The organism is Roseospirillum parvum, from assembly GCF_900100455.1.
Lineage (GTDB): Bacteria > Pseudomonadota > Alphaproteobacteria > Rhodospirillales > Rhodospirillaceae > Roseospirillum > Roseospirillum parvum.
Window position 1 is genome coordinate 244562 of sequence record NZ_FNCV01000003.1, and the last position, 15117, is coordinate 259678.

At 68.6% G+C, this 15117-nt stretch carries 15 protein-coding genes; 11 read left to right on the plus strand and 4 right to left on the minus strand.

Features of this window, described 5'->3' with window-relative positions; translation table 11 throughout:
• Nucleotides 1–23: 23 nt before the first annotated feature.
• The 8 genes from BLR95_RS06260 to BLR95_RS06295 all read left to right on the plus strand — a co-directional run bounded on the left by BLR95_RS06260 (nucleotide 24) and on the right by BLR95_RS06295 (nucleotide 8785).
• Complete coding sequence (locus tag BLR95_RS06260) at nucleotides 24–1349, plus strand: lytic murein transglycosylase (RefSeq protein WP_092617043.1); 1326 nt, start codon at nucleotides 24–26, stop codon at nucleotides 1347–1349.
• 49 nt (nucleotides 1350–1398) lie between these two features.
• Nucleotides 1399–2508, plus strand: coding sequence for a septal ring lytic transglycosylase RlpA family protein (locus BLR95_RS16210; protein WP_176787670.1), 1110 nt, complete (start codon nucleotides 1399–1401; stop codon nucleotides 2506–2508).
• A gap of 63 nt (nucleotides 2509–2571) precedes the next feature.
• Nucleotides 2572–3771, plus strand: a complete 1200-nt coding sequence (locus tag BLR95_RS06270) for a D-alanyl-D-alanine carboxypeptidase family protein (RefSeq protein WP_092617046.1) — start codon at nucleotides 2572–2574, stop codon at nucleotides 3769–3771.
• On the plus strand, nucleotides 3771–4430 hold the full coding sequence (gene tmk, locus BLR95_RS06275; RefSeq protein ID WP_092617049.1) for a dTMP kinase: 660 nt from the start codon (nucleotides 3771–3773) through the stop codon (nucleotides 4428–4430). The genes BLR95_RS06270 and tmk overlap by 1 nt, the downstream gene beginning before the upstream one ends.
• Complete coding sequence (locus tag BLR95_RS06280; RefSeq protein ID WP_092617052.1) at nucleotides 4427–5524, plus strand: DNA polymerase III subunit delta'; 1098 nt, start codon at nucleotides 4427–4429, stop codon at nucleotides 5522–5524. Before tmk ends, BLR95_RS06280 begins: the two co-directional genes overlap by 4 nt.
• A 60-nt stretch (nucleotides 5525–5584) precedes the next feature.
• Nucleotides 5585–7138, plus strand: a complete 1554-nt coding sequence (gene metG, locus BLR95_RS06285; RefSeq protein WP_092617055.1) for a methionine--tRNA ligase — start codon at nucleotides 5585–5587, stop codon at nucleotides 7136–7138.
• Between the two features lie 13 nt (nucleotides 7139–7151).
• Nucleotides 7152–7952 carry a TatD family hydrolase gene (locus tag BLR95_RS06290; RefSeq protein WP_092617058.1) on the plus strand — a complete coding sequence of 267 codons (801 nt, stop codon included), beginning with the start codon at nucleotides 7152–7154 and terminating at the stop codon, nucleotides 7950–7952.
• Complete coding sequence (locus tag BLR95_RS06295; RefSeq protein WP_245689310.1) at nucleotides 7949–8785, plus strand: MBL fold metallo-hydrolase; 837 nt, start codon at nucleotides 7949–7951, stop codon at nucleotides 8783–8785. The genes BLR95_RS06290 and BLR95_RS06295 overlap by 4 nt, the downstream gene beginning before the upstream one ends.
• Before the next feature lie 300 nt (nucleotides 8786–9085).
• Here BLR95_RS06295 and BLR95_RS06300 read toward each other — a convergent pair whose 3' ends face one another.
• From BLR95_RS06300 to BLR95_RS06315, 4 genes are read right to left on the minus strand one after another with little or no spacing between them, the layout of a single operon-like run.
• Nucleotides 9086–10147, minus strand: a complete 1062-nt coding sequence (locus tag BLR95_RS06300; RefSeq protein ID WP_092617061.1) for a sulfate/molybdate ABC transporter ATP-binding protein — start codon at nucleotides 10145–10147, stop codon at nucleotides 9086–9088.
• A gap of 12 nt (nucleotides 10148–10159) precedes the next feature.
• Complete coding sequence (gene cysW / locus BLR95_RS06305; protein ID WP_092617064.1) at nucleotides 10160–11044, minus strand: sulfate ABC transporter permease subunit CysW; 885 nt, start codon at nucleotides 11042–11044, stop codon at nucleotides 10160–10162.
• Between the two features lie 4 nt (nucleotides 11045–11048).
• Complete coding sequence (gene cysT / locus BLR95_RS06310; RefSeq protein ID WP_092617067.1) at nucleotides 11049–11900, minus strand: sulfate ABC transporter permease subunit CysT; 852 nt, start codon at nucleotides 11898–11900, stop codon at nucleotides 11049–11051.
• Nucleotides 11901–11907: 7 nt separating this feature from the next.
• On the minus strand, nucleotides 11908–12924 hold the full coding sequence (locus tag BLR95_RS06315) for a sulfate ABC transporter substrate-binding protein (RefSeq protein ID WP_218119499.1): 1017 nt from the start codon (nucleotides 12922–12924) through the stop codon (nucleotides 11908–11910).
• Nucleotides 12925–13116: 192 nt separating this feature from the next.
• Here BLR95_RS06315 and BLR95_RS06320 point away from each other — a divergent pair, with 192 nt between their 5' ends.
• The 3 genes from BLR95_RS06320 to BLR95_RS06330 are packed head-to-tail and all read left to right on the plus strand — an operon-like array spanning nucleotide 13117 to nucleotide 15103.
• Nucleotides 13117–13560 (plus strand): RrF2 family transcriptional regulator, encoded by a 444-nt coding sequence (locus BLR95_RS06320; protein WP_092617069.1) that lies wholly within the window; start codon nucleotides 13117–13119, stop codon nucleotides 13558–13560.
• 48 nt (nucleotides 13561–13608) lie between these two features.
• Nucleotides 13609–14457 (plus strand): nucleoside triphosphate pyrophosphohydrolase, encoded by an 849-nt coding sequence (mazG, locus tag BLR95_RS06325; protein ID WP_092617072.1) that lies wholly within the window; start codon nucleotides 13609–13611, stop codon nucleotides 14455–14457.
• A 4-nt stretch (nucleotides 14458–14461) separates the two neighbouring features.
• Nucleotides 14462–15103, plus strand: a complete 642-nt coding sequence (locus tag BLR95_RS06330; RefSeq protein ID WP_092617075.1) for a hypothetical protein — start codon at nucleotides 14462–14464, stop codon at nucleotides 15101–15103.
• The last annotated feature ends 14 nt before the right edge of the window (nucleotides 15104–15117 follow it).

A 15117-nucleotide genomic window follows, 5' to 3' on the forward strand; every position in this document is an offset into this window, starting at 1 on the left:
AGCCCTTTGGGGAGAGCCTTGTCATGCGCCATGTCTCGTTGCCCGCCATCGTCGTTGGCGTCTGCGCGCTGCTGATCGGGTGCGCGGCACCGGGGCAGGGGGCGGAAAACGAGCCCGGCGAAACCGCCGCGGTCGGCGCCGAGCCGACACCGCCCGCCCAGGCAACGGCGCCCCCCGCCGCCGAACCTGTCACCCCAGCTCCGCCCCCCGAAGCGGCGCCACCGTTCGACGTCTGGCTGGCCGGGCTGCGGGCCGAGGCACGGGGGCGGGGGGTCTCCGAGGCGACCCTGGATGCCGCGCTGACCGGCATTGCCCCGCTGCCAAAAGTGCTGGAGTACGACCAGCGACAGCCCGAATTCACCCGCACCTTCTGGGACTACATCGGGCGTGCCGTCGATCCGTCGCGGATCGCGCGCGGGCAGGACCTGCTGGCGCAACATGCCGGGCTGCTGGCCCGGGCCGAGGCCCGCTTCGGCGTGCCGGCCCACGTGCTGGTCGCCTTCTGGGGGCTGGAGACCGATTTCGGCCGCCATTTCGGCGGCTTCCCGGTGGTCGAGGCACTCGCCACCCTGGCCCATGACCGGCGGCGCAGTGCCTTCTTTCGGCAGGAACTGTTGTTGGCTCTGGACATCCTGGAGCGTGGCGACATTCCGGCGCCGCGGATGGTCGGCTCGTGGGCCGGGGCGATGGGGCATTTCCAGTTCCTGCCTTCGACCTTCACCCGCCACGCCGTGGACGCCGATGGCGACGGGCGGCGGGACATCTGGGGCAGTCTGCCCGATGCCGTGCTCTCGGCCGGCAACTTCCTCGGCAATCTGGGTTGGCGGGCCGGCGAGTTGTGGGGCCGCGAGGTCAGCCTGCCCGAAGGCTTCGACTATGCGCTGGCCGACGGGCAGGTGGAAAAGCCGCTGGCCGCGTGGCAGGCCCTGGGCGTGCGGCGGGCCGATGGTCGGCCGCTGCCGGTGGCGGAGATGGAGGCCGCCCTGCTGGTGCCGGCCGGTCACCAGGGGCCGGCCTTCCTGGTCTACCCCAATTTCCGGGTCATCCTCGACTGGAACCGTTCGGAGCTGTACGCCCTGGCGGTCGGCCACCTGTCCGACCGTCTGGCCGGCCGGCCGGGGCTGTCGGTCGAGCGGCCGGCCGACCTTCAGCCCCTGCGCCCCAGCGACATCGCCCGCCTGCAGGCGGCGTTGGCCGATCTCGGCTTCGATCCGGGGCCGGCCGATGGTATGCTGGGCCCGCGCACCCGAGGGGCGCTCAGGGCTTGGCAGCAGGCCCACCGGCTGCCGGCCGACGGCTACCCGACGCGGGCCATGATCGGCCGCATCGTGGCCGAAGCGGAGGCCTGACCCCCCAGGAGGCCCAGCCCCCCAGTCGCCGCCAGCAAGGAACCCCCGGATGAGCCGAGTCGCCCGATCGTCGAGCCCATGGACCATTGCCCTGATGGTGGGAGTGCTGGGGGTCGCCCTGGCCGGCTGCGCCGAAACCAAGCTGGCCTCGCACGCCGTGAAATCGGCGGTGCCCAGCGAACAGGTGAATCCGGACACCCGGGGCGGCACCTACAAGGTTGGGGCGCCCTATCAGATGGCCGGGGTGTGGTACTACCCCAAGGAGGACTATACCTACCGCGAGGAGGGGGTGGCCTCGTGGTATGGCCCCAAGTTCCACGGCAAGCCCACCGCCAACGGCGAGATCTACGACCAGAACGGCCTGACCGCCGCCCATCGCACGCTGCCCATGCCCAGTCTGGCCCGGGTCACCAATCTGGCCAACGGACGCTCGGTGGTGGTGCGCATCAACGACCGTGGGCCGTTCTCCAAGCGCCGCATCCTCGACTGTTCGCGCCGTTGCGCCCAGTTGCTGGGCTACCTGAACCAGGGCACGGCCCATGTCCGGGTCGAGATGATGGCCGATGAAAGCCTGGCCCTGAAGAACCGCATCCTGGGCCTGCACGGTCGCCAGCCCGACCCGCTGCCGGCCACCCCCTCGGGCACGGTGAGCCAGGGCACCCTGTCGGTTCCGGCCGCGCAGCCGGCGCCGCAACCGGTCGCGGCCACCGCCAGCGTGACGCCCCAACCGACGGCGGCCCGGCCCGCCCCCCAAGTTCCCCCCCAGGTTGCGTCCGAGATCACGCAGCCAAGCCCGCCACCCGTCGTGACCACGGCCAGCCCGAGCGCCCCGCCAAGCGCCACGGCTTCCGCCCGCGCCGCGCCCCCATCGACGCCCCGACCACCGCTGCGGGCGACCACCGCCGCTCCGGCCTCTCCGCCCGGGCTGCCCCAGGGCACCTTCATCCAGGTCGCCTCGTTCTCCAGCCGCGGCGCCGCCAGCCAGGTCCTGACCGATTTGGGCGGGGTGGCCAGCGGTCTGCTGGCCGAGGCCGAGGTGGGCGGCCAGACGTGGTACCGGGTACAATTGGGCCCGCTGGCCGACGCGGCGGCGATCCAGGCGGCCCTCGACGCGGCGCGCCGGGCCGGTTATGCCGATGCCATGATCGTCCGCCGCTGAATCGCCTTGATGCGCCCGTATCCCTCGACCCCGACCCCGACCAAGCCACCGCGAAGGACCTCCATGCTGCGCTGCCCCACGTCGCTCCCGCCGCGCCTCCCGGCGCGCCATCTCATCCGCCCGCTGTTCCTCCTGCTGCCGCTGGTCGCCCTGCTGCTGGCGGCGGCGCCGTCGGCCCGGGCCATCGACACCTCGGCCGACTATGCCTGGATGGAGGATTTCGAGACCGGCGCCGTGCTGCTCGACAAGAACGGCCGGGCTCCCATGCCGCCGTCCTCGATGAGCAAGCTGATGACCCTCTACATGCTCTTCGAGCAGCTCAAGGAGGGCAGCCTGTCGCTGGACGACAGCTTCCGGGTCAGCGAGAACGCGTGGCGCAAGGGCGGGGCGGCGAGCGGCGGCTCGACCATGTTCCTCGAGCCCAACACCTCGGCCCGGGTCGAGGATCTGGTGCGCGGCATCATCATCCAGTCGGGCAACGACGCCTGCATCGTGGTGGCCGAAAATCTGGCCGGCTCGGAGGCCGCCTTCGCCCAGTTGATGACCCGCCGGGCCCATGAACTCGGCCTGACCGACAGCACCTTCGTCAACGCCACCGGCCTGCCCGAGCCCGATCATTTGACCACGGCCCGCGATCTGGCCCGGCTGACCCGCCACCTGATCAGCGATTTCCCGCAGTTCTACCCGATCTTCGCCGAGACCGAGTTCACCTACAACGGCATCCGCCAGTACAACCGCAACCCGCTGCTCTACGGCTACAGCGCGGCCGATGGCCTGAAGACCGGCCACACCTCGGTCGCCGGGTATGGCCTGACCGCCTCGGCGAAAAGCGCCGACCGGCGGCTGATCATGGTGCTGAACGGCCTGGACAGCGCCGAAAGCCGCAGCCAGGAAAGCGCCCGGCTGCTCGACTGGGGGTTCAGGTCGTTCGCCAACTACCACCTGTTCCAGGCCGGCGAGACGGTGACCCAGGTGCCGGTGTGGCTGGGTCAGGCCGAGGCGGTGCCGGTGATGATCGAACCCAAGGTCACCGTCACCCTGCCGCGCAGCGCCTGGAACGACACCGTGGTCAAGGCGGTCTATGGCGGTCCGGCGGCAGCCCCGGTGGCGGCCGGCCAGGAAATCGCCACCCTGGTCATCGAGGCCCCCGATCTGGCCCCGGTGCACTACCCGCTGGTCGCCGCCGAACCGGTTGCCCGGCTGGGCTTTCTGGGCCGCATGGCCGCCGCCGCCGAACATCTGCTGATGGGCCGCTTGCAGTGATGGCCCCGGCGGCCGGACGCTTCATCACCTTCGAGGGTGGCGAGGGCGGCGGCAAGACCACCCAACTGGCCCGTCTGGCCGAGGACCTGCGCGCCGCCGGCCATGCGGTGCTGACCACCCGCGAACCCGGCGGCAGTCCGGGGGCCGAGGAAATCCGCCGCCTGCTGGTCACCGGCGAGGCGGGACGCTGGGACGCCCGCACCGAGGCCCTGCTGCACATGGCGGCGCGGCGCGATCATCTGGTCCGCGTGGTCTGGCCGGCCCTGGCCGAGGGCAAGGTGGTGCTGTGCGACCGTTTTCTTGATTCCACCCGGGCCTACCAGGGGTATGGCCATGGCCTGGGCCGTGATTGGGTTGATCGGCTGGCCAGCGTGGTGATCGGCGACTTCGCCCCCGACCTGACCCTGATCCTCGACCTCGACCCGGCCCAGGGGCTGGCCCGCGCGGCCGGCCGGGGCGACGCCGAGACACGCTACGAAACCTTGGCCGACGCCTTCCATCAGCGCGTCCGCGAAGGCTTCCATGCCATCGCCAAGGCCGAGCCCGGGCGCTGCCGGCTGATCGACTCAAGCCAGCCGAAAGAGCGCGTGGCGGCACTGATCGCCGGGCAGGTGAGGGCGCTGCTGGCGGCCTCGCCACAGGCGGTCCGGACGCCATGAGCCGGTTGCCCGAGCTGGTCGGCCAGGAAGCCGCCGAGGCCCAGTTCATGACCGCCTGGGAGGGCGGGCGGCTGGCCCACGCCTGGCTGCTCTCCGGGCCCCGGGGCATCGGCAAGGCGACCCTGGCGCGGCGCATCGCCGCCCTGGTGCTGGGCCGGCCGGCCGGGCAGGGGAGTCTGCTCGGGGCCGGGCCGGGCGGGACCGGGGGGCGGGTCGAGCCCGACCCGGACCACCCGGCGGTGGCCCAGGTGACGGCGGGCAGTCACCCCGACCTGCGCCTGCTCACGCCGGGCGTCAATCCCAAGACCAACAAGCAGCGCGACGAGATCGTCATCGACGATGTGCGCGAGGCCATCCACTTCATGGCCATGACGCCGGCGCAAGGCGGCTGGCGGGTGGTCATCGTCGATGCCGCCGACGAGATGAACATCAACGCCGCCAACGCCCTGCTGAAGGTGCTGGAGGAGCCGCCGCCGCGCGCCCTGCTGCTGCTCGTCGCCCACCGGCCGGCCCGGCTGCCGGCGACCATCCGCTCGCGCTGTCGTGGCCTGACCCTCAGGCCGCTGCCCGAGGCGATCCTGGAGCACCTGCTGGCGGCCCGCGCCGAACAGCCGGACAGTGGCATCGCGGCGGCCGATCTGCGCTTCCTGGTCCGCCTGGGCGAGGGCAGTGTCGGCCGGGCGCTGGATCTGGCCCGCCTGGGCGGGGTCGACATCTACCGCCAACTGGTCGACCTGCTGGCCGCCTTGCCCGGGCTCGATCCGGGCCAGGCCTACGCCTTCGCCGAGAAGGTGACCCGGCATCCGGAAGGCCTGCGCATCGCCGGCGACCTGCTGGAAGGCTGGGTCGCCCGGCTGGCCAGCACCGGGGCGCGGGGCGCCGATCCGGCGGCCAGCTTTCCCGGTGCCCCCGGCGAGGCCGAGGCGGCGCGCCGCCTGCTCGCCGCCGCGCCCCTTGATCGCTGGGTCGGGGTGTGGGAAAAGATCAGCCACCTTCTGGGGCGGGCCCGGGCGGTTCATCTCGACCCCCGGCAGTGCCTGGTCAACGCCTTCCTTGATCTGGACACCGTGGCCCGGGGCGGACGCCCGGGCTGACGCCGGCGCCGACCCCCGTCGTCCCCAGCCTTCCTTCCGCGCCAAGGGGCAGCAACGACCATGAGCGGGCCCAAGCCCTACTACCTCACCACGCCGATCTATTACGTCAACGACAAGCCGCACATCGGCCACGCCTACACCACCCTGGCCTGCGACGTGATGGCCCGCTTCAAGCGGCTGGACGGCTTTGACGTGCGCTTCCTGACCGGCACCGACGAGCACGGCCAGAAGGTGGAGAAGTCGGCCCAGGCCCAGGGCATCGAGCCGCAGGCCTTCACCGACCGGGTGTCGGCCAATTTCCGCGATCTGGCCCAGGCCCTGAACGCCACCACCGACGACTTCATCCGCACCACCGAGGATCGCCACCGCACCGCCTGTCAGGCCTTGTGGCAACGGCTGATGGCCGAGGGCCACATCTATCTGGACAGCTACGCCGGCTGGTACGCGGTGCGCGACGAGGCCTTCTACGCCGAAAGCGAGCTGACCAAGGACCCCGACGGCACCCGCCGCGCGCCCTCCGGCGCCCCGGTGGAGTGGGTCGAGGAGCCCAGCTACTTCTTCCGCCTGTCGGCCTGGCAGCAGCCGTTGCTGGACCTCTATGCCCGGCGGCCCGACTTCATCCTGCCGGAAAGCCGGCGCAACGAGGTGATCCGCTTCGTCGAGGGCGGCTTGCAGGATTTGTCAGTGTCGCGCACCACCTTCCGCTGGGGGGTGCCGGTGCCGGGCGACGACGCCCACATCATGTACGTGTGGCTGGACGCGCTGACCAACTACATCACCGCCATCGGCTATCCCGATACCGACAGCGACCTGTTCCAGCGCTACTGGCCGGCCGCCCTGCACATGGTCGGCAAGGACATCCTGCGCTTCCACACCGTCTACTGGCCGGCCTTCCTGATGGCCGCCGGCATCGAGCCGGCGCAGCGGGTGTTCGCCCACGGCTGGTGGACCAACGAGGGGCAGAAGATCTCCAAGTCGCTGGGCAACGTCATCGACCCCTACGAGCTGTTCGAGACCTACGGCCTGGATCAGGTGCGCTACTTCATGCTGCGCGAGGTGCCGTTCGGCAATGACGGCGATTTCGCGCACCGGGCCATTGTCGGGCGGATCAACGGCGAGTTGGCCAACGAGCTGGGCAACCTGGGCCAGCGCGTGCTCTCCATGATCGCCAAGAATTGTAACGCCTCCGTTCCGACCCCGGGCTCGCTGGAGCCGGCCGACCACGAGCTGCTGGACGCCGCCGCCGGGGCCCTGGAGGCGATGCGCCGGGCCATGGACCGCCAGGCCTTCCACGAGGCCATCGAGAGCGTCTTCACGGTGATCCGCCAGGGCAACGTCTACGTAGACCGTCAGGCCCCCTGGGTGCTGCGCAAGAGCGACCCCGCGCGCATGGCCACGGTGCTGTACGTGCTGGCCGAGGCGTTGCGCCATGTGGCCATCCTGCTGCAGCCGGTCATGCCCCAGGCCATGGGCCGGTTGCTCGACCAGTTGGCGGTGCCCGAGGACAGGCGCACCTTCGCCGACCTGGGCGAGGCCGGGCGGCTGGTGCCGGAAACCCCGCTGCCCAAGCCCGAAGGGGTGTTCCCGCGCTATGTGGAACCGGAGAACGAATAGGTCCTTAAAAGCGATGTCCGAGACGCCTTTCCTGGTCGACAGCCACTGCCACCTGGATTTCCCCGACTTCGCCGAGGAACTGGACGAGGTGGTGGCCCGGGCCGGGCGGGCCGGCATCGGGACCATGCTGACCATCTGCACCCACGTCACCCGCTTTCAGCAGGTGCGCGCGTTGGCCCATCGGTTTGACGCTGTCTGGTGCTCTGTCGGCATCCACCCGCACGAAGCCGGGCGCGAGCCGGCCACCGATGCCGCCCGGCTGATCGAGCTGGCCGACGACCCCAAGGTGGTCGGTTTCGGCGAAACCGGGCTCGAGTACTTTTATGAGCACAGCCCGCGCGCCGACCAGCAGCGGGCCTTCCGGGCCCACATCCAGGCGGCCCGCGAAACCGGCCTGCCGTTGATCATCCACAGCCGCGACGCCGACGCCGACATGGCCGCGATCCTGCGCGAGGAAGCCGGGCAGGGGGCCTTTCCGGGGCTTGTGCACTGCTTCAGCTCGGGACCGGAACTGGCTGAAACGGCGCTGGAACTGGGCCTTTACCTTTCCTTCTCCGGCATTGTCACCTTCCCCAAGGCCGAGGCCTTGCGGGAGGTGGCCAAAACGGTGCCGCCAGAGCGCATCCTGGTCGAGACCGACGCCCCGTACCTGGCCCCGGTGCCCAAACGGGGCAAGCGCAACGAGCCGGCCTTCACCGTCCACACGGCGACCCGGCTGGCCGAGGTGCTGGGCATGGAAGTGGCCGATCTGGCCGCCCAAACGACCGAGAATTTCTTTACCTTGTTCGGCAAGGTCCAGAGGCCAAGCCCTTGAGTGGTTTGGAAACCCACCCTCAAGGAACCCGCCTGACCCTGCTTGGCACCGGCGGCGCCGGCGGGGTGCCCATGGTCTCCGTCGGCTGGGGGGCCTGCGACCCGGCCGAGCCGCGCAACCGGCGTCTGCGCTCCTCGGCGCTGATCGAGACGGCCGGGCGGCGCATCCTGATCGACACCACGCCCGATCTGCGCCAGCAATTGCTGACCGTCGGGGTCAATCGGCTGGATGCCGTGCTGTTCACCCATACCCATGCCGACCACATCCACGGCCTGGACGACCTGCGCGAGGTGAACCGTGTCATCCGCGACGGCCTGCCGGTCTACGCCGACGCGTCGACCCTGGACAGCCTGACGCATCGCTTTGCCTATGCCTTCGATGAGCTTGATCTGGAAAAGGAACCAGTCTGGCGGCCCTGGCTGCGCCCAAGGGTGATTGCCGACCCCAAGCCGGGCCCGGTGCGTTTCGAGGTGGCGCCGGCGGATGGCGGGGCGGCGGTGACGCTGACGGCGCTGTGGCAGGATCACGGCATCGGCCACTCGCTGGGCTTCCGCATCGGCAACATGGCGTACTGCACCGACGCCTGGGAACTGCCGCCTTCGACCCGCGATGCGCTGCGCGGCCTTGAGGTGTTGGTGGTCGGCTGCCTGATCAACCGCGAGCATCACACCCATGCCCATGTCGACAAGGTTCTGGCCTGGGTCGACGACCTCAAGCCCCGGCGCACCGTGCTGACCCACATGGGGCCGGGGCTCGATTTCGGGCGCCTGAGCCGCGAACTGCCCGAGGGCGTGGAGCCGGGCCACGACGGAATGGTGCTGTACGGCACGTAACCCCAGGCCCTGGCCCGCCTCTGGTGGCTGGTTTGTATTCATAATATAAATTATGCGACAATTGGTTCGGGGCTGTTGTGCCGAGACACGGCTCGCTTGAGCCCAAGGTCATACCCCTCACCTCGACCTCTCAACGCCCGCTGGAAGCGCTTGGGTCGTCAGCCGGCATCCTGCCAGAGCCAAAGCCCGCGACGGGTCCGGCATGGCGGATGGCGCTGAAGACACTCACCGCACAGAAAGCGGCGGTGAGCCCGCCCCGGCCGCCCCCGGCCATCCCGCAAGATTCACGAAGCACGTGCTCTATGGCGCGGCGAACAGATGATAGCGGTCGATCCTGACTCGCAACGACTGCCCTGGCTGCAGCTCACGCCATCCTTCGCCCTTCATGGGCAGTTCCAGTTCGATGGGTCGCGCCAGCCCCCCAACTTTCATGTCGACGCGCACACGGCCAAGGGAAACCCGCACCATTTCGGCGATCCCCCCCAGCCCAGGGCCTTGCCTGTCGACGGCAAGCATCATGTCGCACGGCCTGGCTTGCAGGGTGTAGTGGCCGTCGCCGGCCTCGATGCCGTCTGCCACCGGAACGGGGCACCCCGCGAAGAAGGCCCGGCCGTCGCGGACCTCCACCGGCAGCACATTGGTGGAACCCAGGAAGTCGAAGACAAACGCGCTCTCCGGCCGCAGGTAGGCCTCGCTGGGTGTGCCGATCTGTTCGAGGCGTCCCTGGTTGATGATGGCGACGCGGTCGGACAGTTCGAGGGCCTCTTCCTGATCGTGGGTCACGAACACGGTGGTGTGGCCAGTACGGTCGTGCAACTGCCTCAACCACCGCCGCAAGTCCTTGCGTACCTTGGCGTCGAGGGCGCCGAAGGGCTCGTCGAGCAGCAGGACCGTGGGCTCGATGGCGAGTGCGCGGGCGAGCGCCACGCGCTGCCGCTGGCCGCCCGAAAGCTGGGCCGGGGAGCGATGCTCCAGCCCCTGCAACTGCACCAGCGCCAGAAGTTCCTCCGCGCGTCTGCGGATTTCCGCCTTGGCGGGCCGATTTGCGCGCGGCCGCGCCGCCAGACCAAAGCCGACGTTGTCCAGCACCGTCATGTGGCGGAACAAGGCGTAGTGCTGGAAGACAAAGCCGACGTTGCGCTCCTGCACGGTACGGTGGGAGGCGTCATCGCCGTCGAACAGGACTGAGCCGCCGGTTGGGAATTCCAGGCCGGCGATGACGCGCAGAAGGGTCGTCTTGCCCGACCCCGAGGGCCCAAGCAGGGCCAGCAATTCGCCCGAGCGGATGGTCAGGCTGATGCCGTCCAATGCGGCGGCGGTGCCGTCGAACGTCTTGCGGATATCGTGGACCTGAATTTCCATGGTGGAAGGCTCCTACGGCCTGCCGGACGAGGACACGCCGGGCCCGCCGCGCGCTTCGAGGCAGGTCTTGAGGACCAGGGTGACGAGCGCCAAAACGGCGAGCAGCGAGGCGACGGCGAAGGCAGCGGCGAAGTTGTACTCGTTGTAGAGAATTTCCACATGCAGCGGCATGGTGTTGGTGAAGCTGCGGATATGGCCGGACACCACCGAAACGGCCCCGAATTCCCCCATGGCCCGCGCGTTGCACAGCAGAACGCCGTACAACAGGCCCCACTTGATGTTGGGAAGGGTGACCTTCAGAAACGTGCGCCAACCGCTGGCCCCCAGCGACAGGGCGGCCTCCTCGTCGTCGGTACCGCTCTGCTGCATCACGGGGATGAGTTCGCGAGCCACGAAGGGCAGCGTTACGAAGATGGTGGCGAGGACGATTCCGGGCACGGCGAAGACGATCTGGATGTCATGCCCGGCCAGCCAGGGGCCAAACCAGCCCGACGATCCGAACAACAGGACGTAGATCAGCCCCGCGATCACCGGCGACACCGAAAACGGCAGGTCGATGAGCGTGACAAGCAGACTCTTGCCCTTGAACTGAAACTTGGCGATGGACCAGGCGGCGCACAGGCCGAAGATCAGGTTCAGCGGAACCGAGATCGCCGCGACCAGCAGCGTCAGCTTGATGGCCGCGATCGCGTCGGGATCAACCAGCGCGGCAAAATAAGGGCCGATGCCCATCCGCAGCGCTTCCACGAAAACCGCCGCGAGCGGCATCAGGAGGAAGAACAGAAGGAAGACGAGCGCGGTCACGACCAGGAGCCATCTGGTGGCGGGCCTCTCCGTTACCGGCGAGACCCGGCGAAGCCCCGGTGTGGTCGGGTGCGGTGGGGCGGAAAGGCGCATGGTGTCACGCCCTCCCCATCCGTTGAGAGCTCCAGGCCTGGATCAGATTGATGAGCAGCAGCAGAATGAAGCTGATTGCCAGCATGATGGCGGCAACGGCTGTTGCCCCGGCATAATTGAACTCCTCCAGCCGAATCACGATTAGAAGGGGCGCGATTTCAGAAACATGCGGGATGTTGCCGGCGATGAAGATCACCGACCCGTACTCCCCGACGCCGCGCGCACAGGCGAGCGCGAAACCGGTCAACAGGGAGGGACTGAGAACCGGCAGGATGACCTTTCGAAACGTGCGGGCGCGGCCGGCGCCGAGGGTGGCCGCGGCCTCCTCGATCTCCGCATCCAGATCGTGAAGGACCGGCTGGATGGTACGCACCACGAAGGGCAGACCGATGAAGGTGAGCGCCACCATGATGCCAAGTGGCGCATAGGCGACCTTGATGCCCAAGGGTTCGAGGAACTGGCCAATCCAGCCGTTGCCGGCGTAGAGCGACGTCAGCGCGATGCCGGCGACCGCCGTCGGCAAGGCGAAGGGAAGATCCACCATGGCGTCGAGGACCCGCTTACCGGGAAAGCTGTAGCGAACCAGCACCCACGCCACGAGCAACCCGAACACGGCATTGAGGGCCGCCGCCAACAGAGCGGTTGAGAAGCTGAGGCGTACCGCCGCCAGGGTCCGGCTGTCGGTGGCGAGTGCGAGAAAGTCCTGCCACCCCAACCCGGCGGCGCGAAACATGACAGCGGACAGTGGGATCAGCACGACGAGGCCCAGGTAAGCGAGCGTGAACCCCAGCGTCATGCCGAATCCTGGCATGACGCTCGGACGCACCCACCCGGAGCAGATGGCACGGGCGCTCATGACCCCCTCACTTCGGCTGGTAAATCTGATCGAAGATGCCGCCCTCGGCGAAGAACTTCCGCTGCGCGGCCTGCCACCCGCCAAAGGTGTCGTTGACCGTCACCAGCCTGGCGTCGGCGAAGCGGGCAAGGTCTTCCGGCGCGGCATGCTCGGGGCTCACGGGGCGATAGTAGTGCCTTGCCGCCAACCGCTGGCCCTCGGGCGAATAGAGGTAGGCCAGGTAGGATTCGGCGACATCGCGTGTCCCGCGCCTGTCAACCCCGCGCCTGTCAACATTGCCATCGACCACGGTTACCGGTGGCTGCGCCAGGATGCTGAGCGACGGCACCACGATCTCGAACCGATCGGGCCCCAGTTCCTCAATGGCGAGGAACGCCTCGTTCTCCCACGCGAGCAGCACGTCGCCGATCCCCCGTTGAACGAAGGTGGTCGTCGAGCCGCGCGCTCCCGTATCGAGGACCGGCACGTTCTTGTACAGCGTGCTCATGTAGCCGGCGGCGCGTGACTCGTCGCCACCGAACCGGTCAAGCGCCCAGGCCCAAGCGGCGAGGAAGGTCCATCGGGCTCCGCCGGACGTTTTGGGGTTCGGCGTGATGACCTGCACGCCCTCCCTCACCAGATCGTCCCAGTCCTGGATGTCCTTCGGGTTGCCCTTGCGGACCAGCAACACGATGGTCGAGGTGTAGGGCGCGCTGTCGTTGGGCAATTCGGCCTGCCAGTCGGCATTGATCAGGCCGGTGCGTTGACCAATGGCGTCGATGTCGTAGGCAAGCGCCAATGTCACCACGTCGGCGGCGAGGCCGTCGATCACCGCGCGGGCCTGCTTGCCGGATCCGCCGTGCGACATGCGGACCACCACGTCCTCGCCTGTCTTGGCCTTCCAGTGCGCGGCGAAGGCCTGGTTGAACGCCTTGTAGAGCTCCCGCGTCGGATCATAGGACACGTTGAGGAGGACGCTTTCCGCCCGGGCGGGGCTCCCCCAGGCGAGACTCGCGGCGAGAGCGGCGATGGCGCCAAAGCGCATGAAACGGGTCGTTCGCATGATTTGCATTGCCCGGTGCGGCGGAACACTCTTTATATTCCCTATCTAGTAGGTCTACAAAGTCAAGATTGATTTTGGGCCTCGCCTCCCGCCGTGACCTTCGTGATGGACCTTGACCCACTCCGGCGTATCGGCGACCAAAGGCAGCCCACCCCCAGCGCGCGGATCCGGAGCGTGATCTCTCAGAAGGCAAAGTATGCATTGCGTGCCCTGCTGGCACTGGCCGATGTCGGCGTCGGTGAATCGGTGCTGATTTCAGACATCGCCGAGAGGCAACGGATTCCGCGCAAGTTCCTCGAACAGATCCTGCTCGACCTGAAAAACCGCGGCCTGCTGAGCAGCCGGCGCGGAAAGAACGGCGGTTATGCGCTGTTGCGCGACCCCAACCAGATCACGGTGGGAGACGTTGTCCGTATCGTTGACGGCCCGCTGGCCCCCCTGCCCTGCCTGTCGCGCATGGCCTACCGCCGTTGCGAGGACTGCGACGGCAACGAGGACGCCTGCCGCATCCGCCGGGTCTTCGCCGAAGCGCACCGCGCCAACACGGACGTCCTTGACGGCACGACCCTCACCCAAATGGCCGGACAGGATATCAGCTTGGCCGCCGATGCGGGTTGAGTTGAATTCGGGCTTGCAATAAGCCCCCCTGCCTCACGGAGCCCCCCAATGTCTGGCGACCTCCCGCAACGGCCCATGGACCGACTGCTGGCCATCATGGCCCGGCTGCGCGATCCCGATACCGGGTGTCCCTGGGACGTGGAGCAGACCTTCGCCACCATTGCCCCCTACACCCTGGAGGAAGCCTACGAGGTGGCCGACGCCATCGCGCGCGACGACATGGACGATCTGCGCGACGAGTTGGGCGACCTCCTCTTCCAGGTGGTGTTTCACGCCCGCATGGCCGAGGACTCCCCCGATCCGGCGCGCCGCTTCACCTTCGACGAGGTGGCCGCCGGAAGCTGCGCCAAGATGGAGCGCCGCCACCCCCATGTCTTCAGTCAGGCCGAAATCGCCGATGCCGAGGCGCAGACCCAAGCCTGGGAGGAACACAAGGCGGCCGAGCGCGCCGCCAAGGCAACCGGCGAGCCCAGCGCCCTGGACGGCGTGGCGCTGGCCCTGCCGGCCCTGCTGCGGGCCCTCAAGCTTCAGCGTCGCGCCGCCCGGGTGGGCTTCGACTGGCCCGACTGGCGGCCGGTGGTCGACAAGCTGCACGAGGAATTGGGCGAACTGGCCGAGGAACTGGACGTCGAAACCCCGAACCCCGATCGCCTGCTCGACGAAATGGGCGATCTTCTGTTCGTCTGCGTCAATCTGGCCCGCAAGCTGGATCTCGACCCGGAAGCCGCCCTGCGCCACGCCAACGACAAGTTCAGCCGCCGCTTCAAGGGTGTGGAGGCCCGCCTTCGGGCTTGCGGCCAGACCCCCGAGACCGCCACACTGGAGGACATGGAGGCCCACTGGCAGGCGGTGAAAGCCGCCGCGCGGGCCGCCGGGAATTCCTCCTCCGGGGATTGAGGACATGACCTTCAAGGTGCTGAAAAGACTGGCTGCCGCCCTGCTTCTGGTGGGCGGGCTGAACAGTTGCTACCTGCCCGACGACTACCTGGCCGAGATCCGCCTCAACTGGAGCGGCGGCTATGGCCTGATCTACAAGGGCATCCTGACCTGGGTGCCGCTTTATGCCGACATCATTGATGGCAAGCTGAGCGCCGCCGAGGCCAGCGAGAAGGTGGCCCAGATCCGCGACGATCTGGCCCGCGACAGCCACTTCAAGAGCATCGAGTCCCTGGGCCGTGGCCAGTTCCGCGTCTACTACGAGCGCGAAGGCATCCTGGGACCCAGCGAGCAGGTCTCCTTCGTGCGCCGCAACGCCCTGATCCTGAGCCTGATTTCCAAGGAGGACGGAACGCTGGAGGTGCGTGCCAACACCATCCCGGCGGAGCGCCTGAGCGATCTGGACCGCCTCGACCTCAGCACCATCGGCCGCTTCCGTGTCACCACCAACGCCCAGGTCATCAAGCACAACGCCCCGGTGGCCGGCCCCTACCCCCAGGGCTACCCGGGATTCTATGTCTTCGACTGGCATCTGACCGGCAATCCGGCCTTGATGGACAGCCCCAAGCTGACCGCCGTCCGCCGCCCGGCCAAGGGGTTGCCGTGAAGTCTTAAAGGGCT

Coding starts and splice junctions, on each gene's coding strand:
- BLR95_RS06260 (WP_092617043.1), top strand. CDS start 24: ATGCGCCATGTCTCGTTGCCCGCCATCGTCGTTGGCGTCTGCGCGCTG.
- BLR95_RS16210 (WP_176787670.1), top strand. CDS start 1,399: ATGAGCCGAGTCGCCCGATCGTCGAGCCCATGGACCATTGCCCTGATG.
- BLR95_RS06270 (WP_092617046.1), top strand. CDS start 2,572: ATGCTGCGCTGCCCCACGTCGCTCCCGCCGCGCCTCCCGGCGCGCCAT.
- tmk (WP_092617049.1), top strand. CDS start 3,771: ATGGCCCCGGCGGCCGGACGCTTCATCACCTTCGAGGGTGGCGAGGGC.
- BLR95_RS06280 (WP_092617052.1), top strand. CDS start 4,427: ATGAGCCGGTTGCCCGAGCTGGTCGGCCAGGAAGCCGCCGAGGCCCAG.
- metG (WP_092617055.1), top strand. CDS start 5,585: ATGAGCGGGCCCAAGCCCTACTACCTCACCACGCCGATCTATTACGTC.
- BLR95_RS06290 (WP_092617058.1), top strand. CDS start 7,152: ATGTCCGAGACGCCTTTCCTGGTCGACAGCCACTGCCACCTGGATTTC.
- BLR95_RS06300 (WP_092617061.1), bottom strand. CDS start 10,147: ATGGAAATTCAGGTCCACGATATCCGCAAGACGTTCGACGGCACCGCC.
- cysW (WP_092617064.1), bottom strand. CDS start 11,044: ATGCGCCTTTCCGCCCCACCGCACCCGACCACACCGGGGCTTCGCCGG.
- cysT (WP_092617067.1), bottom strand. CDS start 11,900: ATGAGCGCCCGTGCCATCTGCTCCGGGTGGGTGCGTCCGAGCGTCATG.
- BLR95_RS06315 (WP_218119499.1), bottom strand. CDS start 12,924: ATGCGCTTTGGCGCCATCGCCGCTCTCGCCGCGAGTCTCGCCTGGGGG.
- mazG (WP_092617072.1), top strand. CDS start 13,609: ATGTCTGGCGACCTCCCGCAACGGCCCATGGACCGACTGCTGGCCATC.
- BLR95_RS06330 (WP_092617075.1), top strand. CDS start 14,462: ATGACCTTCAAGGTGCTGAAAAGACTGGCTGCCGCCCTGCTTCTGGTG.